This is a genomic window from Nocardioides sp. Soil777, assembly GCF_001428425.1.
Lineage (GTDB): Bacteria > Actinomycetota > Actinomycetes > Propionibacteriales > Nocardioidaceae > Nocardioides > Nocardioides terrigena.
This window is the reverse complement of record NZ_LMSN01000016.1, coordinates 91,702-114,384: the sequence shown is the minus strand read 5'-3', so window position 1 is coordinate 114,384 and position 22,683 is coordinate 91,702. Positions and strand designations below refer to the sequence as shown.

Genomic DNA, 22,683 nt, shown 5'->3' with positions numbered 1-22,683 from the left:
TGGCTCCCGGCTGGGCGGTGGACGACCTCATCGTAGGTGTCACCGTCGCGCGAGCCGACCGGCCACGCTGTCCACGAGGGAGGTCACCTCACGGATCCGCATCAGGTGGGCCGCGACGAGCAGGACGAGTCCGCCGGCGAGCCCGGCGAGTCCGCCGCGCAGCAACGAGAGCAACATCCCGGGCTGCTCGCCCAGCCCGTCGAGCGCCATCTCGACCGACCAGGCGGCCAGCCCGGCGAGACCGCACGCCAGCACCATCCGCACCAGGAAGCGCACCAGCGCGGGGGTCTGCAGGCCGCCCAGGGTCCGGCTCAGCACCGCATAGCTGATGGTCGAGCCCACGACGTACGCCGCCAGCCAGGCGAGCACGAGCGCCGGCGAGGTCTGGTCGGGCGAGGTCCGGCCGACCAGCCACACCGCCACGGCGATGTTGGTGACGGAGATGGCGCACTGGATGAAGAAGACGAGCCGGGTCTGCTCGAGGGCGTAGAAGCCGCGGAGCATCAGGTAGTGGACGGTGAAGAACACCAGCGCCGGCCCGAAGACGGCCAGCGTGGGGGCGAAGGCGGCGGGGTCGCCGGCGCCGACGTCGAAGAGCACCCCGGCGATGTCCCTCGACACGATCGGCATGAGCACCGCGAAGGGCAGCACGACCACGAGTGCGGTGCGCAGGGTCGAGCCGATCATGGCGCCCATGTCGGCACGGCGCCCGTCGTTGGCGTAGCCGGACAGGCGGGGCAGGATCGCGGTCGTGAGCGAGACGGTCACGATCGCGTGCGGCACCATCATGATGAGGAAGCTGCTGGAGTAGACGGTGTTGCCGGTGCCGCCGCCGTCGACCGTGCCGCTCGACGCGAGCCGGGTGACGACGAGGTAGGCCAGCTGGTTGACCACCACGAAGAGGACGGTCCACATGCCGAGCCGGGCGGTGTGGCCCAGGCCGGTGCCACGGAAGTCGAAGCGCGGGCGGTAGTGGAAGCCGGACCGCCGCAGGTAGGGGATCAGGATGAGGAACTGCACGACGATGCCCAGCGTGGAGCCGAGGCCGAGCAGCAGCTCCTGCCCGTCGGTGTAGGGGCCGACCTCCTCGACGGCGTTGGCGGGACCCCAGACCAGGAGGTAGAGGCCGAGCACCGCGATGGCGATCAGGTTGTTGGCGATGGGCGCCCACATCATCGGGCCGAACTTCTGGCGGGCGTTGAGCACCTGCCCGAGCAGCACGAACATGCCGTAGAAGAAGACCTGTGGCAGGCAGTAGCGGGTGAACGCGATCGCCGACTCGAGGTGCGCCGCCCGGTCCGCGTCGAAGTAGCGGGGGGCGAGGTAGACCCGCATCAGCTGCGGCGCCACCAGCACCAGCAGCACCGTGACGACGGCCAGGAAGATGGCCGAGAGGGTGATGATCCGGGAGGCGTAGGCCTCGCCGCCGTCCTCGTCGTTCTTCATCGCGCGCACCAGCTGGGGCACGAGCACGGCATTGAAGATGCCGCCGGCGACGAGGATGTAGACCGCGTTGGGGATGGTGTTGGCGATCGTGAAGATGTCGGCGTGCAGGGCCTGGCCCAGCGCGGCGACGATCAGCAGCGTGCGGAAGTAGCCGCTGAAGCGGGAGAGGATCGTCCCGCTCGCCATCACCGCCGTCGCGGAGAGAACCCGGGAGTCGCTCACGAGGCGGCCTCGGGCTCGCCGGCGTCCGGGTCGCCGTCGCGACGACCGGCCCGCACCTGGCGTACGACGCGCACCGCGATCGTGCCGAAGAGCAGCACCGCGCCGAAGACCATGATGTACCAGATGATCGCGCTGACCCGGGCCGCGCGGATGGGCAGCGCCGCGGAGCCACCGAGGGGCGTGCCGTCCTGGTCGGTGACCACCAGCCGCACCTGGTGGATGCCCAGCCGGGAGGCGGTCACGTCGAGGAGCAGCCGGGAACGGGCGCCGGGGGCGAGGTTGAGGACCTCGGAGTCGGCGACCTCGAGGGACCCGTCGGTCGCCGCCTCGACCCGGACGGTCACCGGCTGGTCGAGCCCGTTGACGACGGTGGCTCCCAGGGTGCCGTCCTCGCTCGAGAGCGTCACCGACGGCGGGGCGACCACGTCGATGTCGGCGAGCTGGTCGTCGAGGTAGCCGGCCGCAGCGCGGGCGGACGCGGCGGCCGCGGCCTCCCGGGGACGCTGGCGGACCGACAGCGTGGCCAGGGCCTCGTCGGTGGCCTGCTGCTGCACGAGGTCGGGGCTGGTGAGCACGCCCGACATGACGGCCGCCTGCTGCCGCAGCGCCTGGGCGGAGGAGAAGCTGGTGGCGCCGAGCTCGGTGGCGGCGTCCTCCTCGGTGTAGCTGAGGTCGGCGGCGCTGAGGCCGACCGCGGAGCGGGCACTGATGTCGGTGACCGTGACCGGCTCGAGCCACGGCACGTCGAAGGCGCTGAACAGGTCGGCCGGGTCCTGGGGGTACCAGTCGTCGGGGAGCACCAGGACCACGGGAGCGGTGGACCCGGCGTACAGGCGCAGGGCCGCCTCGCTGAGCATCCGCTGACGCAGGGCGAGCGGCTCGTCGGCCGCGGTGGGTCCCGGGCCGCCCGATGCCGCCCCGGACGACGCCACGACCACCTTGTGGCCCAGCAGCCGGACCATCGAGTTCGGCGCGTCCGGAGGGTCGGCGAACGACGTGTCGCCGAGCAGGACGATGCTCTCGTCGGTGGCGGACTGCAGTGCGTCGGGGCTGATGAGGCCCTCCGGAGGAGCGAGCGTGGGGGTGTGGGCGATGCCCAGCGCGGTCATCACCTCGGCGCCCCGGGCCATCGCGTCGGTGTAGAAGACCGGTCCGTGGGTGGCCGCGGCCGACACGTCGAGGTCGCCGTACGGCAGCGACAGGACCGTCTCGCCCGCGACGAGGGCGGTGAAGCGGTCGAGCCAGGCCTGTGCCACGGTGGCGACGGCCTGCTTGTCGTCGGAGAGCTCCTCGGGCGCGGGCGGGCCGAGCGGCGCGCCGCCGAGGTCGGTCGGGAAGGGCGCCTCCGCTACCCCCGCGCCGGGCGCCTCCGTCGGCTCCTCCTCGACCTCCTCCGGGACCTCGGTCTCCTGGGCGGGGTCGGCGGCCAGGCTCCGGCTCGGGTTGCCGGCCGCCAGCCGCGCGACGGTGGCCAGCACCGCCGGGTCGACCAGCCAGCTGATGGGGGTGCCGCCGGACGCCTCCCCGGCGTCGAGCACGGAGTCGAGGCGCCCGCCGTCCCCGAGGGACGTGGCCCATCGGCGCACCCCGGACACCCGGCCGCTCGCGGTGTGGCGGACCTGGTCGCGGACTGGCATGACGACGGCGGCGTCGATGGACCCGGCCGAGGACGCGACGTACGGGATGAAGGTGCGGGCCTTGCCGTCGGCGAAGGTGTCGCGCGGGACCGAGGAGTCCCCGATCGCGTGGACGCCGATCCAGTAGGCGCCGGGCTCGGTGATCCCGAGCAGCTCGCGGGGCACGGTGAGCGAGAAGCCGGTGGTCTGCCCGGGCTGGAGCAGGTCGACGGTGTCGAAGGTGCCGGGCTCGACGACCCGGTCGCCCACGGACGCCGAGGGATCGACGGCCGCGGACGCCGCCAGCGAGGTCGCGTCGAGGATCGGAATGGTGGACCGGAAGGCGTAGAGGCCGACGTTGGTCCACGGCTCGGCGCTCTGGTTGGTGACCGTGCCGGTGATCTCGACCGGGTCGTCGTCGTCGCCCAGGGCGGCCGGGGTGATCGAGTCGAGGTGCACGATCAGCGGCTCGGCCTCGGCCGGTGCGGCGACACCGGCCGCCGGCGCGGTGAGGGGTACGCCGAGCAGGGCGGTGGCCACGGTCGCGGCCAGGGCAGCCGCCCAGCGCTGCCGTCGTCCCGGCCGCCGTCGGCCCCGCTGCCGCCGCGGGGCAGGCAGGGGTGAGGACGGGCGCGGCACGGACCGACTCTAACGGCGCCGTGGTCGTGCCAGCGGAGGACTCGGCGGTGCCGGGGGAGGCGTCCCGACCCCCTAGACTGCTCCGTCGTGCCAGACGCCCCGCTGCCCCCGCTCCAGATCGTCGACGTGCAGCGTCGCGTGGGTGCCGAGCTCGATCGCATCGGTCCCGTCATCGACGAGCTGGGCGCCCGTTTCGCCGGTGCCGGCGAGGAGCTGGCGCTGGTGGGCGGTCCGGTCCGCGACGCGATGCTCGGCCGGCTCCAGAACGACCTCGACTTCACCACGTCGGCGCACCCCGACGTGACCGAGCGGCTGCTCCGGGGCTGGGCCGACGCCATCTGGGACATGGGACGGGCGTTCGGCACCATAGGCTGCCGCAAGGGGCCTTGGCAGGTCGAGATCACGACGTACCGGGCCGAGACCTACGACCCGGCCTCCCGCAAGCCCGACGTGGAGTACGGCGACTCGCTGGCCGGCGACCTCGGCCGGCGGGACTTCACGGTCAACGCGATGGCGGTGCGGGTGCCTGGCCGCGAGTTCGAGGACCTGCACGGCGGGGTGGTCGACCTTGCCCAGCGGGTGCTGCGGACCCCCGGGACCCCCGAGGAGTCCTTCTCCGACGACCCGCTGCGGATGATGCGCGCGGCCAGGTTCGCCGCCCAGCTCGGCTTCACCGTGGCCCCCGAGGTGGTCGCGGCGATGACCGCGATGGCCGGGCGGATCGAGATCATCTCCGCCGAGCGGGTGCGCGACGAGCTCGTCAAGCTGGTCTGCGCGCCGTACCCCCGCCTCGGCCTGACCCTGCTCGTGGAGACCGGCCTGGCGGGGCACGTGCTCCCGGAGCTGCCGGCCCTCGCGCTCGAGCGCGACGAGCACCACCGGCACAAGGACGTCTACGAGCACACCCTGACCGTGCTCGAGCAGTCGATCGACCTCGAGCACCGGCTCGGCAGCGGTCCCGACTTCGTGTCCAGGTTCGCCGCGCTGATGCACGACGTCGGCAAGCCACGCACCCGCCGCTTCGAGTCGGGCGGCATCGTGACCTTCCACCACCACGACGTCGTCGGGGCCAAGATGACGCGCAAGCGGATGCGCGCGCTCCGCTTCTCCAACCACGACATCGACGCGGTGAGCACGCTCGTCGAGCTGCACCTGCGGTTCCACGGCTACGGCTCGGGGGAGTGGACCGACTCGGCCGTCCGCCGCTACGTGCGCGACGCCGGCGACCAGCTGGAGCGCCTGCACATCCTCACCCGGGCGGACTGCACGACCCGCAATCAGCGCAAGGCCGACCGGCTGCGGCGTACCTACGACTCCCTCGAGGAGCGCATCGCCCACCTCTCGGAGCAGGAGGAGCTCGCCTCCATCCGGCCGGACCTCGACGGCAACGAGATCATGGGGATCCTCGGGATCGGACCGGGCCGCGAGGTCGGCGAGGCCTACCGGTTCCTCCTCGAGCTGCGGATGGACGAGGGCAACCTCACGCCCGACGAGGCGCGGACCCGCCTGCTGGAGTGGTGGGCCCACCGCTAGCCTCCCGCCCATGAGTCACACCCGTGGAGTCACCGACGACGTCGAGCCGCTGATCGAGGAGTCCGTGGAGGTGGCCGCCGACCCGGCACGGGTCTGGTCGCTGGTCTCGGACCTGCCCCGGCTGGCGGAGTGGAGCCCCCAGGTCGTGCGGTCGTTCGTGCGGACCGAGCGCCCCATCCGGCTCGGCACCCGGCTGCTCAACGTCAACCGGCGTGGCCTGCTCGTGTGGCCGACCCAGTCGAAGGTGGTGCGCTTCGAGCCGCACCAGGAGATCGCGTTCAGGGTCAAGGACAACTTCACCGTGTGGTCCTTCACCCTGGAGCCGACCGCGACCGGCACCCGCGTGGTGCAGCGCCGCGAGGCCCCGGAGGGCATCTCGGCCATCTCCAGCCGGCTCACCAAGCGCATGCTCGGCGGCGTGCCGTCCTTCCAGGCCGAGCTGCGCGAGGGCATGCGCTCCACGCTGGCCGGCATCAAGGCCACGGCCGAGGCCTGAGCCGGCACACCGGGTGACGACGGACAGGGCGACCCGCACCGTGTCGGTGCCGATCGCCCTGTCGACGCTGTCGCCCCCCGTCCCTACGACAGCGTCACCCCCGTGGTCCACAGCGGCACGGCGCGGGTCCCCCCGGTCCCGGCGTGCCGCGTCATGCGGATGGTGCGGATGGTGCGACCGGAAGGGGGCGCTTCGGTGCCGTCCCCCTGGACGCGACCCGGGTCGCGCTCCCCTCCGGCCGGCGCCCGCGGACCCTGCGGGTCCGGTGCCCCCGTGGCACCGGCGCCGCTCCCGGACCCGCGGACGCCGCTGACCCCCCACGCGTCGTCGCCGCCCACGAGGAGACGCGCAGCGAGGACCGTCGCCACCGCCGCGAGGATCGCGACGAGGTTCGGGAGCTCCTGCATGCTGCTGCCTCCTGGGTGACGGACCGCCGACGCTTCCCCCGTACGGCGAGTGCACCCGGTCAGAGCGGGGTCCCGGCGTCCTGATACACCCGACCCGACCGGTCTGGACCAGTGGCCGCCAGGTCTCCTCCGGAAATGCCGACAGCCCCGGCGCTCGGCCGGGGCTGTCGGGGTGGTGCGGGGTGCTGCTGCGAGGTCACTCGCCGGCGATGAACTTCTCCAGCTCGTAGCGGCCCTGGTCGTCGGGCATCTGCACCGGCGGGGACTTCATCAGGTAGGTCGAGGCCGGGATGATCGGGCCACCCACGCCGCGGTCCATGGCGATCTTGGCGGCCCGGACGGCGTCGATGATGATGCCGGCGGAGTTGGGCGAGTCCCAGACCTCGAGCTTGTACTCGAGGTTGAGGGGCACGTCACCGAAGGCGCGACCCTCGAGGCGTACGTAGGCCCACTTGCGGTCGTCGAGCCACGCGACGTAGTCCGACGGACCGATGTGGACGTTGCGGTCGCTGATCTTGTCGGCCAGCTCGCCCTTGAGGTTGGACGTCACGGCCTGGGTCTTGGAGACCTTCTTGGACTCCAGGCGCTCACGCTCGAGCATGTTCTTGAAGTCCATGTTGCCGCCGACGTTGAGCTGGTAGGTGCGGTCCAGCGCGACACCGCGGTCCTCGAACAGCTTGGCCATCACGCGGTGCGTGATGGTGGCGCCGACCTGCGACTTGATGTCGTCGCCGACGATCGGGACGCCGGCGTCCTCGAACTTCTTGGCCCACTCGGGGTCGGAGGCGATGAAGACGGGCAGGGCGTTGACGAAGCCGACACCGGCGTCGATCGCGCACTGGGCGTAGAACTTGTCGGCCTCCTCCGAGCCCACCGGGAGGTAGGAGACGAGGACGTCGACCTTGTTGTCCTTGAGGACCTGGACGACGTCGACCGGCTCGGCGGAGGACTCGTCGATGGTCATGCGGTAGTACTTGCCGAGGCCGTCCATCGTCGGGCCGCGCTGGACCTCGACACCGAGGGTCGGGACGTCGGCGATCTTGATGGTGTTGTTCTCGGAGGCGTTGATGGCCTCGGAGAGGTCCTTGCCGACCTTCTTGTCGTCGACGTCGAACGCCGCGACGAACTCCACGTCACCGACGTGGTAGTCGCCGAACTTGACGTGCATGAGCCCGGGGACGGTGGCCTGCGGGTCGGCGTCCCGGTAGTACTCCACGCCCTGGATGAGGGAGGTGGCGCAGTTGCCGACCCCCGCGATTGCTACTCGTACCGAACCCATGGGGCTCTCCTTGTCTGCCTGGTCTTCTACTGGTCTGTGCTGGTGACGGGACTGCTGCTGCTGCTGATCTGTCCGGGTGACTCGCCGCGCTCGGCCCGGATGAGGTCCGAGAGCCAGCGCACCTCGCGCTCGACCGACTCGACGCCGTGCCGCTGGAGCTCGCCGGCGTAACGGTCGACCTCGGCCTGGGTGCGCTCGAGGTCCTGCTGGACCCGGGCGAGCCGCTCCTGGAGTCGGGTACGACGGCCCTCGAGGACGCGCAGCCGGATCTCCATGTCGGTGGAGGAGAAGAACGCGAAGCGGATGTCGAAGTTGTCGTCCTCCCACGCCGTGGGACCGACCTCCGACATCAACCGGGAGAACTCCTCGGTGCCGGCGTCGGTGACCTGGTAGACGATCCTGGGCCGCCGCGATGCCGGGGTGGTGGTGGTGAGCTCCTCGATGAGGCCGGTGCGCAGCATCTTCTTCAGGGCGGGGTAGAGGGAGCCGTAGGACAGCACCCGCCCCCAGCCGAGCATCAGGTTGAGCCGCTTGCGGAGCTCGTAGCCGTGCATGGGTGCCTCGTGCAGCAGTCCGAGGACTGCGAGCTCGATGGTCTCTCCACGACGTGTCACGAGACCTATCGTAGCGCTATATCAGCAGAACCTATCTAGCGTCGGCTGGCGCCTACTGGCGCGGGCTGCCGGGTGCCGGGATGGTGCCTGTCATGCGTTGTTCGTGGATGGGAACGTGGATGGAAACGTGGATGCTTACGAGCCCATGACCACCGCGCTCAACGCCGCCCCCGCTGCCGCGACCTCGTCCGTCCGGGGCCGCCAGTACGTCCCGAGCGTCTGGCGCGGGTCGTGCCCGAGCCACATCGCGACCAACTCCGGGGCGACGCCCGCCGCGAGCATCACCCCGACAGCGGAGTGCCGGAATTGGTGGAGGGTCGACGGGGGCAGACCAGCCGCCCGGACGTGAGCCCCGAACGCACGTTGGTAGGCGCCGGGACGCACCGGACCCCCGGCCGCGTCCGTGAGGACGTACCCCGACGCGACGTACGCCTCGCCTGCCGCCAACTTCGCCTCCGACTGCCGGGCACTCGTCGCCCGGAGCGCCGCCACCACCGCCGGACCGATGGGCAGGGTCCGCGACTTCCCGTTCTTCGTGGTGCCCTCGTGGATGACCGCACCGACAGCGACACGGTTCCGGGACACCGTCACGAGCCCGGTCCCGTCGTCCGCGAACGCGACGTCGTCCCACCGGAGCGCCGTGACCTCCCCGAGCCGCATCCCGAGCGCGGACAGGACCCACCCGCCGAACCACGGGTCGTCGGCCACGGACGCACGGAACGCCGCGACGTGCTCGCCGGTCCACACGTAGTCGCCGGGGTCGGCCGTGGGGACCGTGAACGCCTCGACGTCGGCCGCCGGATTCCGCGACACCAGCCCGCGCTTCACCGCGACCGCGAACGCCGCTTTGAGCGTGGCCCGGGCCATGTTGCACGTCTGCGGAGACAGCCCGCCCGGTCGACGGCTGCTGCCCGTCGTCGCCATCGCCGTCAGCATCCGGTCGACGTCCCCGGGCGTGATCGACTGCAACGTCCGCGACCCGAACGCCGCCCGCGCGGGCCGCAGGTTGTTCGCGACCGTCGCCACCGACGACGGTTTCAGGTCCCGCCGCCCGGCCAGCCACTCGTCGAGGAACCTGTCGACCGTCAGGTCCCGGCGCGGCTTGACGTACGTGCCCGTGTCGAGAGCGGCGGCCTGTGTCGTGCGCCGCCACTTCCGCGCCTCCGCAACCGTACGGCACGACTTGGACACCTGCCGGGCGTGCGCCTGCCCATCCTCCCGGGGGAGCGTGACCTGCGCGTCGTACACCACCCGGCCCGTGCTCGTGGTGCGCCGGTAGATCCCCGGCTCCACCTTCCGTCTGCTGCTCATCGTGCGTTCCTTCCCTCAGGGTGTGTGCCGGGACCCGGACAGGCCCCGGACGTCTACTCGTCGGCATCGTGCTCGCCAGCGCCGACACCGGCGGCCAGCACCCCCGTTCCAGCCCGGCGGCCTGTTTGGACCGTGGCCGCCCTGCTATCCGAGGTTCGTCCACCTCACGTGGAAGTGGGACCTCCCGTGACCGACCGCAAGCCCGGGAGCCGCTGCGACCGCTGCCAGAAACTCGTCCCGGCCAAGCACCTCCGTGCCACCGCTGTGGGCGCCCTCTGCGGCAAGTGCGCCGACAGGCTGCCCCGCCACCTCCGCCGCCCCCGCGCGGGAGGGACTTCCGTCACGTGAGAATCAGTCGAAACGCCCTACTGGCTCGCTAGACCGCCCTTTAGCATCATGCGAGCAAGGGTGTGGCTGCACGGCCTCTCCTAACCGTATGAGGCCACACTTGGAACATGCTCGTGGGAGGCGAATCTGATGAATCCTGATAATCCGCGGGGTGAGGCCGGTGCGTCGGCCTACGAACCTGAGCGTCTGTATTGCGCTGCTGGCGAGTGTCTACACGAAGCCATCGTCGTGGGTCAGGCCACCTTCGAAGTAGGTCCATCAGTCCGCGCGCCGGACTGCGAGCGACGGCACACCTTCGTCCTTCCGCTATGCCCGCAACATGCGCACCTGCTGCGGATGGACATCTCGCTCGTTGCGTTCGACAGCGGAGCACTGAGACGGGACGACGCTTAGGTTCGCGACCAACATGTCGCGGCCTCACAACTTCTAAAACAGGCACGAAATCGATCGACGCGTGCATCGTTATTGTGCTCGAAACTCCCCAAACCCCACCCGCTCGCCTCGAATCGGGGCACGACGCAAGGAACCGACAATGACCGGCTTCAAGAACTTTCTCCTCCGAGGGAACCTCGTCGAACTAGCGGTCGCTTTTATCATGGCCATCGCTTTCGCCGCGGTGGTGACAGCCACGGTAGGAATGATCATGGACCTTCTAGGCAAGGTTGGCGGGACCCCCGACTTCTCGAACTACTCGCCTGGGGGCGTGTCGGTAGGAGCGTTCTTGACTGCCCTCGTGTCCTTCGTCATTTTGTCAGCGGTCGTCTACTTCCTCATCGTCTTGCCCTATACCAAGGCCAAGGAACGGTACTTCCCGTCCGAGGAAGAGGGCACCCCGGCTGATGTGGCCCTGCTTGAAGAGATTCGCGACCTGCTCCGCACCCGTGGCGGCCACGTTTAGGTGGCAGCCGGTCGGCACAAGTGCCCGAACAGGGCGCATCGCGCATCCGCAACGTTCTGTGTTTGACCAGATGCGGGTGGGCAGGGTGAAAGCGGTCTGCGAGGGAACCGGAAATCGACCCGCAAGCAGAGGGGAAAGCCAACCCGCGCCGCTAGTACGGTGCCGGGCATGACCTCCCCGTCGAAGCCGCCGCAGCCGAAGCCGTGTCCCGAGTGCCGAACCACGATGCGCCCGGTGATCCTCCCGATGCTGCTCCACGAGACGTCACCGGAGGTGGCCTATACGTGCGGCTCGTGCGGCTACGAGTCCCACCCCTGACCCCCACCGGGCGGCTGCCTGCCGGGCCCTCAGCGTGGATCCGAGCGTGGATGGAGCCCCCACCCGCCGACCCTCCGACCGACCGCACTCGCCTGACCTGCGCGAACGGCCCCGGAGGTGTGCTCCGGGGCCGAACGCGGACATACCGTAGCGATATATCCGTTCGGCGCCATCCTGCGTGTCTGTGGCGTGCGATACCCCTGCGTACGCGACGACAGGGGCCTGCCACCGCTCTGGCCGTACCCTTGCCGCCGTGAGTGCGAAGCGCAGAGCAGACGGTCCGGCGGTCAAGCGCCGACCCACCAAGCCGAAGAAGACGACGGGCCAGCGGGTCCGCGGCATCCTCAAGAAGCTGCTGGTGGTCGGACTCGTCCTCGTCCTGCTCGGGTCGCTGGCGTCCTTCGTCCTCTACCGGGCGATCGCGATCCCGGCGCCCAACGAGGCCTTCAAGGCCCAGACGACGTTCGTCTACTACAGCGGCGGCAAGCAGGAGCTCGGCACCTTCTACGACGATCAGAACCGCGTCTCCATCCCGCTCTCCGAGATGCCGCAGCAGATGCAGGACGCGGTCGTCGCCGCGGAGAACCAGACCTTCTGGACGGACCAGGGCATCGACCCCAAGGGCATCCTGCGCGCCGCGTTCTCCAACGCCCGCGGCAACGACCGCCAGGGCGCGTCGACGATCACCCAGCAGTACGTCAAGATCCTCTACCTCACCAGCGAGCAGAGCTACCAGCGCAAGATCAAGGAAGCCGTCGTCTCGCTCAAGATCCAGAACGAGCTGAGCAAGGAAGAGATCCTCGAGGGCTACCTCAACACCATCTACTTCGGTCGCGGCGCGTACGGCGTGCAGGCGGCGGCGCAGGCGTTCTTCGACAAGGACGCCGCCCAGCTCAACCTGCGCGAGAGCGCGGTGCTCGCCACCGTCCTCAACAACCCGTCGCGCTACGACCCCGACGGTGGCAAGGAGGCGCGCGAGGCCCTCAAGGAGCGCTACACCTACGTGCTCGAGGCGATGGTCGACACCGAGGCGATCACCGCCGAGCAGGCCGAGAAGGCCGTCAAGCGGCTGCCGAAGTTCCCCGAGATCGCGGCGCAGAGCCAGTACGGCGGGCAGCGCGGCCACATGCTCTCGCTGGTCAAGGACGAGCTGCTCGCCACCGGTGAATTCACCGAGGAGCAGATCGACGGCGGCGGCCTGCGGATCACCACCACCTTCACCCCCGAGGCCATGGAGGCCGTCGAGCAGGGGGTCGACGAGCAGCGGCCCGCCGGCTACGACAAGCAGCTGCACGTCGGCGCCGCCACCGTCGAGGTCGGCACCGGAGCCCTGCGCGGCTTCTACGGCGGCCAGGACTACCTCGACTCCCAGATCAACTGGGCGGTCGCGGGCGGCATGGCCGGCTCGACGTTCAAGGCGGCCACCGACGTCGCCGCGATCCGCGAGGGCTTCTCGCTCAACGACACCTTCGAGGGCAACAGCCCGATCGACATCGCGGGCACCGAGTTCGAGAACCAGGGCGACACCGACTACGGCTCCGCCGTGTCGATGCTGGACGCCACGGAGAACTCCATCAACACCGCCTTCGTCGACATGGTCGACGCCATGCCCGACGGCCCGGCCAAGGTCATCCAGGCCCTCGAGGACATGGGCGTCCCCGGCAACAAGCCGGGCCGGTGGGGCATCCCCAACCGCTCCATCGACATCCAGGAGAACGTCGGCGTCACCCTGGGCACCGCCCAGGTGAGCCCGATCAACATGGCCAACGCCTACGCCACGCTCGCGAGCGGCGGCGAGCGCGCCGACGTGCACGTCGTGGAGAAGGTAGTCGACCGCAACGGCGAGACGGTCTACTCCGCCGAGCCCGAGATCGAGCGGACGGTCGACGAGGACATCTCCGCCGACGTCAGCTACGCCCTGCAGCAGGTCGTGCAGAGCGGGTCCGGCACCGAGGCGCTGGCGCTGGCCCGCCCCGCCGCCGGCAAGACCGGCACCGCCACCAACGACGACGGCGAGGTGTCCTCGTCGTGGTTCGTCGGCTACACCCCGCAGATGTCGACCGCGGTGATGTACGTGCGCGGCAAGGGTCGCGAGGCCCTCGACGGGTGGCTGCCGACCAGCTCCGACGGCAAGCTCGGCTACTTCGGCGGCAACTACCCCGCCAAGACGTGGACCTCGATCATGCAGACGGTGATGGAGGGCATGGAGGTCGAGGAGTTCCCGGAGCCGGTGTTCGTCGACGGCGACACCCCCGAGGGCTACGAGACGCCGTTCGTCCCGCCGGAGACCACCACGACCGCGCCGCCGCAGCCCCAGCCGACCAGGCGTCCGAGCCGGACCCCGACGATCGAGACCGAGGAGCCGTCCCCGACGGAGACCCCGACGGAGACGCCCACCGAGACGGTGCCGCCGACCCCGGTGCCCACCACGCCGGTCCCGACCACGCCCGTTCCCACCGCGCCCGTCCCGACCACGCCGGCGCCGACCGAGACGGCTCCGCCCCCGAGTGCGCCGACGGTGACCCCGACGGCGGCGCCCCGGCGGACGACGTACGCCTCGCCGACGAGGCGACGCGTGGCCACCTGGCGTCCGTGACTCCGGACCCGCGGGTCGGGGACCCGCGATGAAGGACCGGGTCCACCCGAGCCGCGACGACGCCCTCGTCCGCTCGCTGAGCGAGGTGGTCGGCGGCCCGCTGGGCGACCACGCGGGCCGGCACCCCTGGTGGACCCCGCTGCGGGTGGTCCTGCTCCTCGCGACGCTCTCCCTGTCGCTGGGCATGGTCGCCAAGGCGCCGTGCCTCGACGTGGCCGGCGAGGGCGGCACCGGCCGGTACGCCGCGCTCTGCTGGTCCGACGTCTCCCAGGCGTACGTCGAGCGCGGCCACGCCGAGCTCGCCTGGCCGTTCACCGACGACCCGGCCGTGCGGGAGCGGTACGCCGCGGGCTGGCACCCGCCGGTCCCCGCGTACGTCGCGTGGGCCGCGGCCCGGGTCACCCACGTGGTCTCCGGGTCGCCCGACCTCGACGACCGGCGCGGCGAGGCGGTCGCGGACGTCGCGGTCGACGACGACGTGCACCGCGAGGCGCGGGTCTTCACCGCCGTCACGGCGCTGTGGCTGGCGGCCGCCGGGCTGCTGGCCGCCGGGCTCCTCGTCGGTGTGCGCCGGCGCCGCCCGTGGGACGCGGCGGCGTTCGCGGCCGCGCCCGTGCTGGTGCTCCTCTGGCCGGTCACCTGGGACCTGCTGGCGGCGACCGCCGTCGCGGGTGTGCTGTGGGGCTGGGCCCGGCGCCGGCCGGGGGTGGCCGGTGCCGCGCTGGGGCTGGGGGCGGCCACCTCACCGCTGGTCGCCGTGCTGCTGGTGCCGCTGGTCGTGGTCGCCCTGCGCGAGAGGCGCGGCCGCGAGGCGTGGCAGATGGCCGCCGTGGCCCTCGGGACCTGGGTGGTCGCCAACGCGCCGGCGTACCTCTCGTCGTCGTCGGCGTGGCGCACGTCGTGGCAGGGCTACCTGCACGGCGCCGACGTCGGCTCGGTGTGGCTGCTGGTCGAGCAGGCCGGCAACACCGACCTCTCCCGCGCCACGGTGCTCACCGCCTCCGCCGTGCTGGTCGCGGCCTGGCTCGGCGTGGTCGCCGCGGTGGGGATGCGGACCCGCCTCCCGCTCGCGGCGCTCGGCACCCTGGCCGTCGCCGGGACGTTGGTCGTGAGCCCGGCGTCCGCCCCGTCGTACGCCCTGGTCCTGCTGCCGCTGGCCGCGCTCGGCGTGGCGCGCTGGCGCGACCTGCTGGTGTGGCAGGCGGGCGAGGTGCTGCACTTCGCGATGCTCGGGTGGTACCTCGGCGGGCTCCTCGCCCCGGCCGGCGGTGGGGACGCGCGGGCCTACTGGTGGGGCGTGGTGGCCCGGCTGCTCGGCCTGGCGTGGGTGGTCACGGCCGTGCTGCTGCGGGCCCGGACCGCCGGCTCAGGTGACGACGACGCTGTCGAAGTCGGTCGCCGTGAAGCGCACCCGGACGTCGATGTCCTCGCCGACGGCGGGCACGCGCGCGCCTGACGGCACGAAGAGCATCGAGGCCTGCATGTGCGGGGGCTCGGCGAAGAGCCGCTGCTTGCCGTCGATGGAGAACGGCGAGCGCACGAAGCCGACCGCGTCCATGCCCCCGCGGGCCAGGGTCGCGGCGCGGGCGCGGATGGACTGATCGCCGGTGGGAGCCTCGAGCCCGATGCCGTGCGCCGTACCGCCGCTGACGACCAGCAGGTGGCCGCTCTTCGGCATGGACCGGCCGCGGTAGCCGAAGGCCTCGCCGCGCTCGATCGGGTGCGCGTCGAGGACGGTGGAGCTCACCTGCAGTGCGCCGCGGTCGCCGAGCCAGAGGTCGGTGCCGATGCGCGGGCGGATGGTGAAGTCGGGGTACGTCGCGCGGAGCGTGGTCAGCTCGTCGCGGGTCAGGTGGCTGACGAAGACCGTGCGGGTGCCGATGCCGGCCGCGACCATGTCGTTGATGAGCCGGGTGACCTCGCCGAGGTGCGAGGAGGTGTTGAGGGGCAGGTGCAGGGCCATGCCCTGGAGCCCCGGCAGGCGCCGCTCGGCCAGCAGGTGGCCGGCCTCCACGAGCTCGCGGCGGGTCATGCCGTGGCGACGCATGGAGGTGAGCTGCTCGAGCACGAAGCGGGCGCGCGGGTCGCGGTCGGTGAGGTCGCGCAGGTCCTCGAGCCGGCTGATCGTGTGCACCACGCGGTGGCCGTGGGCCTCGGGCACCTCGACGGCACCCCCGACCGGGCGCCACGGGGTCAGCACCAACAGGTCGCCGTCGTAGCGGGTGGCCGCCTCGGCGAGCTCGCGGTAGGTGCCGACCGCCAGCATGTCGACCGGGGTGCCGGTCTGCTCCGCGTGCTCGTGCAGCCACTGCACGCGGCGGGCCAGCCGGCCGATGGTGAAGCCGTAGCCGTTGCCCTTGCAGACCGGGACGATGCCGGGGTGGGCGGTCGCGGTGGCGAGCAGGTGCCGGCGCCAGCGCTCGCCGTCCACGGTGAGTCGCAGCGTCATCCGCGACGCCCCATGTAGAGGTCGAAGGCCTTGTAGAGAGGCCGGTTGAGCGGGAGGTCCCACTCGCCGACGTACTCCACGGCCTCGCCGCCGGTGCCGACCTTGAACTGGATGAGGCCCACGTGGGAGTCGTCGGCGTCCAGGGTGTCGGTGATGCCGCGCAGGTCGTAGACGGCCGCGCCGGCGGCCAGGGCGTCACTGATCATCGCCCACTGGACGGCGTTGGAGCCCCGGACGTCGCGCTTCTCGGTGGAGCTGGCGCCGTAGGAGTACCAGGAGTGGGTGCCGACGCGGATCGCGATCGTGCTGGCGACGAGGTCACCCTCGTGGCGGGCGGTCCACAGCGTGATGCGCCCGTCCGCCTCGGCCGACAGGGCGTCGTACATCGTCTCGAAGTAGCGCAGGCCGCGCGGGGTGAAGTGGTCGCGCTCGGCGGTGTGGACGTAGAGGTCGTGGAAGGCCTTGAGGTCCGCGCGGGTGCCGCGCTCGACGACGACGCCCTGCTTGGCGGCCTTCTTGATGTTGCGCCGCCACAGCTGGTTCATCCCCGCGAGGACCTCGTCCTCCGTACGCGGGGTGCCGTCGTCGTGGACGAGCGGGATGACGAAGTTGTACTGCGGCTGGCCGGCCGCGAAGCCGCCCTCGACGGCCTGGGGACGCCAGCCGAGCTCGTGGAGCTGGGACACGACGCAGGCGCCGGTCTGGTTGCGCTCGAGCGGCGGCACGTCCGTCAGCCGGTGCACGGACTCGTTGGCGATGCCCTCCTTGACCTGCGCGGCGCTCCAGCGCCGGGTGACCACGGGTGGGCCCATCCGGACGCCGAAGGCGCCCTGTCGGGACAGGTGGCGGGTCATCGGCGCGAGCCAGGAGTCGAGGTCCTCGGTGGTCCAGTCGATGACCGGTCCCTCGGGGAGGTAGGCGAGGTAGCGCTTGAGGCGGGGGAGCTGGCGGTAGAGCACCAGTGCGGCGCCGACCAGCTCCTCGCCGGCGAACCCCTGGGTTGAGGAGCCGAGGGACGAGGCGTCTCGAAACCAGCCCAGCGACTCCGCGCGCCACTCCGGCTTGACCTGGGCCCAGCCGGGGGTCTGCAGGAAGCTCGCGCTGGGCTGGGCGGCGACGTACGCGGCGTGCTCGGCGGTCGTGATGGCCCGAACGGTCAGGGGGGTCGGCGTCGTCACCCGGGTGAGGCTACAGGGGCGGAAATGGTGGCAGGGACCAGACAAGACCCCCGTACTTGTCCGATCCCTGCTCACCCACCTAGACGCGGCAGGTGGTGGTTTGGTTGCGCGGTTCCGCCGACTTTTTACCTTTCGTCGTCGAAAGTGCCTCCGGATCAGTCCCGGCCGGCTCCCCGCGACGGCCTCACGTCGAGGACGACGGGAGGCTCCAGGCCGGCGTCGGCGGCGGCCGCGGCGACGGCCGCACGCACCTCGTGCACGGCGTCGCGGGGCACCAGCGCGACGACGGCGCCGCCGAAGCCGCCGCCGGTCATCCGCGCGCCGAGGGCGCCGCCGGCGAGGGCCGCCTCGACGGTGCGGTCGACGACCGGCACCGAGTTGGCGAAGTCGTCGCGCATCGAGGCGTGGGAGGCGGTCATGAGCGGGCCGATCCCGGCGAGGTCGCCGCGGCGGGCCAGGGCGACGCAGTCGAGGACCCGCTGGTTCTCGGTGAGCACGTGCCGCGCCCGGCGCCGGGTCTCCTCGTCGGAGAGCGAGGCCAGGGCGGCGTCGACGTCCTCGACCTCGCGCAGGGTCGCGACGCCCAGCTCGCGGGCGGCCCGCTCGCAGGCCTCGCGACGCGAGGCGTAACCGCCGTCGACCAGCTGGTGGGGCGCGTGCGGGTCGATGACGAGCAGGGTCAGCCGCGCGGCGTCGAGGTCGCAGGGCACCGGCTCGACGGTGAGGTCGCGGGCGTCGAAGAAGGAGAGGTGACCGTCCTGCGAGCGCAGGATCGCGGTCTGGTCGAGCATCCCGGTGGGCGCCCCGACGTAGTCGTTCTCGGCGCGCTGGACGAGCAGGGCCAGCTCCTCGCGCGGGACGTCCGCCCCGGCGAGGCCCAGCAGCGCCAGCGCCACCGCGCACTCGAGGGAGTGGGAGGAGGAGAGCCCCGAGCCCACCGGGACCTCGCTGACGATCTGCAGGTCGGCCCCGGGGACGGGTGCCCCAAGGTGCTCCCCGAGGACCCAGGCGATGCCCGCGACGTACGCCGCCCAGCCGGTCACGTCGCCCGGCTGCGTGGTCGTCGGGAAGTCGCCGGGCTCGAGGTCGCCGGACGTCGCGGTGACCCGCCCGTCCGTGCGGCGCCGCGCGGTGACGGTGGTGCGCTGGGGCAGCGCGAACGGCAGCGCGAAGCCTGCGTTGTAGTCGGTGTGGTCGCCGATGAGGTTGACCCGGCCGGGGGCCGACCAGGTGCCGCCGGCGGTGTCCTGCCCGCTCATGCGACCCGCTCCCGCAGCCAGGCCGCGTCGGCGGTGTGCTCGGCGGCGCCGCCCGGGGTCTCGAGGCAGACCGGGGCGCCGGCGTCGCGGATCACCGCGGCCAGCAGGTCGGCGTCGATGTGGCCGGCCCCGAGGTTGGCGTGCCGGTCGGCGCCGGAGTCGAAGGCGTCGCGGCTGTCGTTGCAGTGCACCAGGTCGATCCGCCCGGTGATGGCCAGGACGTCCGCGACCACGGTCTCGAGCGGGTTGCCGCCGGCATGAGCGTGACAGGTGTCGAGGCAGAAGCCGACCATGTCGGCCTGCTCGGTGCCACTGATGGCGTCCCACACCCCGGCGATGCGGTCGAGGTAGCGGGTCATCGCGTTGTCCCCGCCGGCGGTGTTCTCGATGAGCAGCGGCAGCTTGAGGTCGGTCGCCTCGACGGCCTTGCGCCAGTTGTCGAACCCGATGCTCGGGTCGTCGGTCTTGTTGACGTGCCCGCCGTGCACGATCAGCCCCTTGGCGCCGATCTCGGCCGCGGCGTCGACGTGCTGCTGGAGCAGCTTGCGGCTCGGGATGCGGATCCGGTTGTTGGTGGTGGCGACGTTGACGATGTACGGCGCGTGGACGTAGAGGTCGACCCCCGCCTCCCCGGCGGCCTCGCGCAGCGCCTGCGCGCCCCCGGCGTACTGCACCTCGGGGCCCTTGTAGCCCTGCGGGTCGCCGAGGAAGAACTGGACCAGCGGCGCCTGCCTGGCCTGCGCCTCGGCGATCGGGTCGGTCTGGTCCACGTGCGCGCCGATGGGGATGCTCATGGGCGTCAGGCTAGTGCGGACCGGGGACACCGGGCAGGGGCGCCGGGCTGCGGGAGGCTCCCCGCCTGGGCGGGGACTCCGTCACCGTGTGACCGTTGCAACCGCCACCCGGTGTCGGACTCGCCGACACAGTGCGCAGTCCTCAGGGGAGGACCCCGGCCACCACGAGCGCGCACGCAACGAGGACCCCGAGGCAGGCGGCGACACCCGCCCAGGCCGGCCAGTCGACGGTGGGTGTCCGCCGCTCGGGTGGCAGCGGGGGCAGCCGGTCGGTGACGACCGGTCCCGGCTCGGCGGGGATGTCGAGGCGACGGAGCAGGCGCAGGGCGGCCTCGGCGGACGCCAGCCGCTGCTCGGGGTCGACCACGAGGAGTCGCTCGAGGAGCGGGCGCAGCCGGCTGGACCCGATCTCGCCCTGGCGCGACGGCGGCAGGCCGGTGAGGAGCTGGAGGCCGACGCGGCCGACGGAGTACAGGTCCTGGCACGGGTCGGGCGGCGCACCCCGCGCCTGCTCGGGCGCCATGTAGCCGTCGGTGCCGATGGCCCCCGGGACGGTGGTGAACCGCCGGTCGGCGATGGGGGCGGCCACCCCGAAGTCGCCGAGCCGCAGGTGCGGGGTGGTGGCGCCGCCGGCGCCTGTCGCGTCGGTGGTGCCGGTCGAGTCGGTCGGGGCGAGGAGCAGGTTGGCGGGCTTGACGTCGCGGTGCACCAGGCCGGCCGCGTGGACGGCGGCGAGCGCCATGAGGAGCTGCTCGACCAGCCGCGCGGCGTACCCCACCGGCAGCGGGCCGTGCTCGTCGAGCAGCTGCTGGACCGAGCCACCGGGCACGAGGTCCATGGCGAGCAGGACGAGGTCGTCCTCGGCGGCCCAGCCCGTGGGGGCGACGACGTGCGGGTGCCGCACCCGGACCGCCTGCTCGCGCACGAAGCGGGCGAGCAGGCCGGCGGAGTGCTGTCCGAGGACCTTGACGGCGACCAGCGCACCGGTGCGGGTGTCCCGCGCCCGCCACACCGAGCCCATCCCGCCGGCGCCGACCTGGTCGAGCAGGACGTAGCGGCCGGCGACCGGCGGGAGGGCCGTCCGGGGCGGCGCCTGCCGGGGCGCTGCGTGGGCTGGGGGACGCACGACGACGACGCTAGCGACGTACGCCGATCGGTGCCGCCGGTCATCCACAGGCCCGGTCCCGCACGGATTCCACGGGGGTGGCCGGGCGCTGTTAGCCTTTCCTGTCGCTCCCTATCCGCTGGGGGCACATCCTCCTGCCACGGATCGTCCGTGGCCGCATGAGTCCGAAGGAGGTAGACACGCATGACGCGTGCCTACGAAGTGTTGGTGATCCTCGACCCCAGTCTCGAGGAGCGCACCATCGAGCCGTCCCTCGACAAGTACCTCAACGTCATCCGCAAGGACGGCGGATCCGTCGACAAGGTCGACGTGTGGGGCCGGCGTCGCCTGGCCTACGAGATCAAGAAGAACGCCGAGGGCATCTACGCGATCATCTCGCTGCAGGCCGAGCCTGCGACCGTCAAGGAGTTCGACCGCCAGCTCACGCTGAACGAGTCGATCCTGCGCACCAAGGTCCTCCGCCCCACGCTCTGAGCGTGTTTGTGGAAAACCTTTCCGATGTCGGTGGCCTCCGCAACGATGGCCCCCGACCTCACATCGTGATCATTAGGGAGTCCTGACATGGCAGGCGAGACCGTCATCACCGTCGTCGGCAACCTCGTCGACGATCCGGAGCTGCGCTTCACCCCCTCGGGTGCGGCCGTGGCCAACTTCCGGATCGCGTCGACGCCGCGCACCTTCGACCGCCAGAGCAACGAGTGGAAGGACGGCGACGCGCTGTTCCTCTCCTGCTCGGTCTGGCGCCAGGCCGCGGAGAACGTTGCCGAGTCCCTCCAGCGCGGCATGCGTGTCGTCGTGCAGGGGCGTCTCAAGTCGCGTCAGTACGAGACCCGCGAGGGTGAGAAGCGCACCGTCTTCGAGATTGAGGTCGAGGAGGTCGGTCCGTCGCTCAAGTACGCGACGGCCAAGATCTCCAAGACCACCCGCTCCGGCTCCGGCGGGGGCGGCGGTTTCGGTGGTGGCGGTGGCGGCAACGCGTCCGGCGGCGACGACCCGTGGGCCACGCCCGCCCCCCAGGGTGGCGGTCAGACCGGCGGCTTCGGCGGCGGACAGCCCGCGCAGTCCGGTGGCGGCTTCGGCGGCCAGCAGGGCGGCGGCGGCTACGGCGGCGGCTCCAGCCAGGGCGGCCAGGGCGGTGGCCAGCCGGCCAACGACCCGTGGGGCGCTCCCGGCGTGGGCGGCTCCGAAGAGCCCCCCTTCTGAGTGGGTCGCTGCCGAGCGAGCGAGGCAGCGCATTCCCGCCAGATCGAGTAGCCCGCACGGCTGAGCCTGCGAAGCCGTGACCGGGCCTGTCGAGATCACACAGCACCAACCAGTCCGAATACACCTCCACCATTCCGGGCCAGTAACCAACCTGGTCCGGGCTTCTAGAAAGGAAGCACCACAATGGCCAAGGCAGTGATTCGCAAGCCCAAGAAGAAGGTTTGCCAGTTCTGCAAGGAGAAGGCGACCGGTGTCGACTACAAGGACACCACCCTGCTCCGCAAGTTCATCTCCGACCGCGGCAAGATCCGTGCGCGTCGCGTGACCGGCAACTGCGTCCAGCACCAGCGTGACGTGGCCATCGCGGTCAAGAACGCCCGCGAGGTCGCCCTGCTGCCCTACACGTCCACCGGTCGCTGAGGAAGGGAAGAGAACACATGAAGCTCATCCTGACCCAGGAGGTCGACGGACTCGGCGCTCCCGGCGACGTGGTCGAGGTCAAGGACGGCTACGGCCGCAACTACCTCGTGCCCCGTGGCCTCGGCATCCGCTGGACCCGCGGCGGCGAGAAGACCGTCGAGTCGATCAAGACGGCCCGCACGGCTCGCGCCGCGCGCGACGCCGACCACGCCAAGGAGATCAAGACCAAGATCGAGGCCACCCAGGTCGCGGTCAAGGTCCGCTCCGGCGCCGGCGGCCGCCTCTTCGGCGCCGTCACCACCGCGGAGATCGCCCAGGCGATCACCGAGGTGTCCGGCGAGCCCGTCGACCGCCGCACCATCGTGGTCGACCAGCCCATCAAGGCGCTCGGCGCCCACGAGGTGTCGGTCAAGCTGCACGACGAGGTGTCGGCCACGGTCGCCCTCAACGTGATCCCCGCCTGACGCACACACAGCACTGCCGGCGCGGCCCGCTCCCTCCGGGGGGCGGGCCGCGCTGCATTTCGCAGTG

20 protein-coding genes are annotated in these 22,683 nt (G+C 71.7%); 9 read left to right on the top strand and 11 right to left on the bottom strand.

Translation table 11 applies throughout. From position 1 onward, the window contains the following. Positions 1-39 precede the first annotated feature (39 nt). Entirely contained in the window at positions 40-1,668 is a 1,629-nt protein-coding gene (murJ, locus tag ASG88_RS23845) for a murein biosynthesis integral membrane protein MurJ (RefSeq protein WP_235534848.1), read from the bottom strand. Further along, complete coding sequence (locus tag ASG88_RS23840; RefSeq protein WP_157559731.1) at positions 1,665-3,923, bottom strand: DUF6049 family protein; 2,259 nt, start codon at positions 3,921-3,923, stop codon at positions 1,665-1,667. The genes murJ and ASG88_RS23840 overlap by 4 nt, the downstream gene beginning before the upstream one ends. A gap of 87 nt (positions 3,924-4,010) precedes the next feature. Here ASG88_RS23840 and ASG88_RS13575 point away from each other — a divergent pair, with 87 nt between their 5' ends. Both ASG88_RS13575 and ASG88_RS13570 read left to right on the top strand, forming a co-directional pair. Then, positions 4,011-5,456, top strand: coding sequence for a CCA tRNA nucleotidyltransferase (locus ASG88_RS13575; protein WP_056887979.1), 1,446 nt, complete (start codon positions 4,011-4,013; stop codon positions 5,454-5,456). Positions 5,457-5,466: 10 nt separating this feature from the next. Then, positions 5,467-5,952 carry an SRPBCC family protein gene (locus ASG88_RS13570; RefSeq protein ID WP_056887978.1) on the top strand — a complete coding sequence of 162 codons (486 nt, stop codon included), beginning with the start codon at positions 5,467-5,469 and terminating at the stop codon, positions 5,950-5,952. Between the two features lie 83 nt (positions 5,953-6,035). Here ASG88_RS13570 and ASG88_RS13565 read toward each other — a convergent pair whose 3' ends face one another. The 4 genes from ASG88_RS13565 to ASG88_RS13550 all read right to left on the bottom strand — a co-directional run bounded on the left by ASG88_RS13565 (position 6,036) and on the right by ASG88_RS13550 (position 9,563). Continuing rightward, positions 6,036-6,359: a hypothetical protein gene (locus ASG88_RS13565; protein WP_056887977.1), complete on the bottom strand. Its 324-nt coding sequence runs from the start codon at positions 6,357-6,359 to the stop codon at positions 6,036-6,038. Positions 6,360-6,555: 196 nt separating this feature from the next. After that, on the bottom strand, positions 6,556-7,638 hold the full coding sequence (locus ASG88_RS13560) for an inositol-3-phosphate synthase (RefSeq protein WP_056887976.1): 1,083 nt from the start codon (positions 7,636-7,638) through the stop codon (positions 6,556-6,558). A 26-nt stretch (positions 7,639-7,664) separates the two neighbouring features. Next, the gene (locus ASG88_RS13555) at positions 7,665-8,252 is read right to left on the bottom strand and encodes a PadR family transcriptional regulator (RefSeq protein WP_056887975.1); all 588 of its coding nucleotides are present in this window, start codon (positions 8,250-8,252) and stop codon (positions 7,665-7,667) included. A gap of 135 nt (positions 8,253-8,387) precedes the next feature. Continuing rightward, positions 8,388-9,563, bottom strand: a complete 1,176-nt coding sequence (locus ASG88_RS13550) for a tyrosine-type recombinase/integrase (RefSeq protein WP_056887974.1) — start codon at positions 9,561-9,563, stop codon at positions 8,388-8,390. 880 nt (positions 9,564-10,443) lie between these two features. Between ASG88_RS13550 and ASG88_RS13545 the strand changes: the two genes are divergently transcribed. The 3 genes from ASG88_RS13545 (at position 10,444) to ASG88_RS13535 (ending at position 15,179) form a co-directional block, all read left to right on the top strand. Then, the gene (locus tag ASG88_RS13545; RefSeq protein WP_056887973.1) at positions 10,444-10,809 is read left to right on the top strand and encodes an MscL family protein; all 366 of its coding nucleotides are present in this window, start codon (positions 10,444-10,446) and stop codon (positions 10,807-10,809) included. 571 nt (positions 10,810-11,380) lie between these two features. Further along, on the top strand, positions 11,381-13,723 hold the full coding sequence (locus ASG88_RS13540) for a transglycosylase domain-containing protein (protein WP_082600426.1): 2,343 nt from the start codon (positions 11,381-11,383) through the stop codon (positions 13,721-13,723). Between the two features lie 28 nt (positions 13,724-13,751). Then, positions 13,752-15,179 (top strand): glycosyltransferase 87 family protein, encoded by a 1,428-nt coding sequence (locus ASG88_RS13535; RefSeq protein WP_056887972.1) that lies wholly within the window; start codon positions 13,752-13,754, stop codon positions 15,177-15,179. On the opposite strand, the gene ASG88_RS13530 is transcribed toward ASG88_RS13535, so the two are convergent. The 5 genes from ASG88_RS13530 to ASG88_RS13510 all read right to left on the bottom strand — a co-directional run bounded on the left by ASG88_RS13530 (position 15,090) and on the right by ASG88_RS13510 (position 20,529). Then, on the bottom strand, positions 15,090-16,172 hold the full coding sequence (locus ASG88_RS13530) for an alanine racemase (RefSeq protein ID WP_056887971.1): 1,083 nt from the start codon (positions 16,170-16,172) through the stop codon (positions 15,090-15,092). The two genes, ASG88_RS13535 and ASG88_RS13530, sit on opposite strands and share 90 nt — an antisense overlap. After that, positions 16,169-17,350 (bottom strand): lipid II:glycine glycyltransferase FemX, encoded by a 1,182-nt coding sequence (locus ASG88_RS13525; RefSeq protein WP_056887970.1) that lies wholly within the window; start codon positions 17,348-17,350, stop codon positions 16,169-16,171. The genes ASG88_RS13530 and ASG88_RS13525 overlap by 4 nt, the downstream gene beginning before the upstream one ends. 155 nt (positions 17,351-17,505) lie before the next feature. Continuing rightward, positions 17,506-18,609: a galactokinase gene (gene galK, locus ASG88_RS13520; protein ID WP_056887969.1), complete on the bottom strand. Its 1,104-nt coding sequence runs from the start codon at positions 18,607-18,609 to the stop codon at positions 17,506-17,508. Then, the gene (locus ASG88_RS13515) at positions 18,606-19,403 is read right to left on the bottom strand and encodes a deoxyribonuclease IV (protein ID WP_056887968.1); all 798 of its coding nucleotides are present in this window, start codon (positions 19,401-19,403) and stop codon (positions 18,606-18,608) included. The genes galK and ASG88_RS13515 overlap by 4 nt, the downstream gene beginning before the upstream one ends. A 142-nt stretch (positions 19,404-19,545) precedes the next feature. Beyond that, positions 19,546-20,529, bottom strand: coding sequence for a serine/threonine-protein kinase (locus tag ASG88_RS13510; protein WP_235534847.1), 984 nt, complete (start codon positions 20,527-20,529; stop codon positions 19,546-19,548). 183 nt (positions 20,530-20,712) lie between these two features. Here ASG88_RS13510 and rpsF point away from each other — a divergent pair, with 183 nt between their 5' ends. The 4 genes from rpsF (at position 20,713) to rplI (ending at position 22,616) form a co-directional block, all read left to right on the top strand. Further along, entirely contained in the window at positions 20,713-21,003 is a 291-nt protein-coding gene (gene rpsF, locus ASG88_RS13505; protein WP_056887966.1) for a 30S ribosomal protein S6, read from the top strand. Between the two features lie 87 nt (positions 21,004-21,090). Beyond that, on the top strand, positions 21,091-21,732 hold the full coding sequence (locus ASG88_RS13500; RefSeq protein ID WP_056887965.1) for a single-stranded DNA-binding protein: 642 nt from the start codon (positions 21,091-21,093) through the stop codon (positions 21,730-21,732). 183 nt (positions 21,733-21,915) lie between these two features. Beyond that, on the top strand, positions 21,916-22,152 hold the full coding sequence (gene rpsR, locus ASG88_RS13495) for a 30S ribosomal protein S18 (protein WP_017933521.1): 237 nt from the start codon (positions 21,916-21,918) through the stop codon (positions 22,150-22,152). A 17-nt stretch (positions 22,153-22,169) separates the two neighbouring features. Beyond that, the gene (gene rplI, locus ASG88_RS13490) at positions 22,170-22,616 is read left to right on the top strand and encodes a 50S ribosomal protein L9 (RefSeq protein ID WP_056887964.1); all 447 of its coding nucleotides are present in this window, start codon (positions 22,170-22,172) and stop codon (positions 22,614-22,616) included. The last annotated feature ends 67 nt before the right edge of the window (positions 22,617-22,683 follow it).